This window comes from Vibrio sp. bablab_jr001, from assembly GCF_016464285.1.
Taxonomy (GTDB): domain Bacteria; phylum Pseudomonadota; class Gammaproteobacteria; order Enterobacterales; family Vibrionaceae; genus Vibrio; species Vibrio fluvialis.
In genome coordinates this window covers 1-401 of sequence record NZ_JACDWZ010000010.1, presented here as the reverse complement: position 1 = coordinate 401, position 401 = coordinate 1, and the positions used below count along the sequence as shown (strand labels likewise).

General features: G+C 54.9%; 1 pseudogene. It reads right to left on the bottom strand.

The features are described 5' to 3' along the window. Positions 1-401, bottom strand: a pseudogene (locus JIG40_RS00840) (cadherin repeat domain-containing protein); the annotation flags it as partial.

Sequence of the window (401 nt, the reverse complement as noted above, 5' to 3'; positions counted from 1 at the left end):
GCTTCATTGGCATCGTTGTACACGTTGGTGGTAATGGAATACGTCACCGCCTCGCCGTCACCATCGGTGGCCGACACCGTACCAATCACATACTCATCGCTGCTGTTCTCATCATACGAGAACACATAACGGGGGCCGTCTTCGTTGTCCGGGTCATTCGGGTCGAACACCGGACCAAACTCATCCACATTCAGCTCACTCAGCTCAACGGTGATGTCCGTGGATTTCTGCTCGCCCAGACCCGCTACTTCTGTCGCGGTCACCACAATATCGTGTACATTGGGGGCGGTTTCGTAATCGTTTGAGAACGCGGTGACGCCCGTTGCCGTCAGACTGATCGCACCGCTGACTGCGTCGATCTCAAACAAGGCTTCATTGGCATCGTTGTACACGTTGGTGGT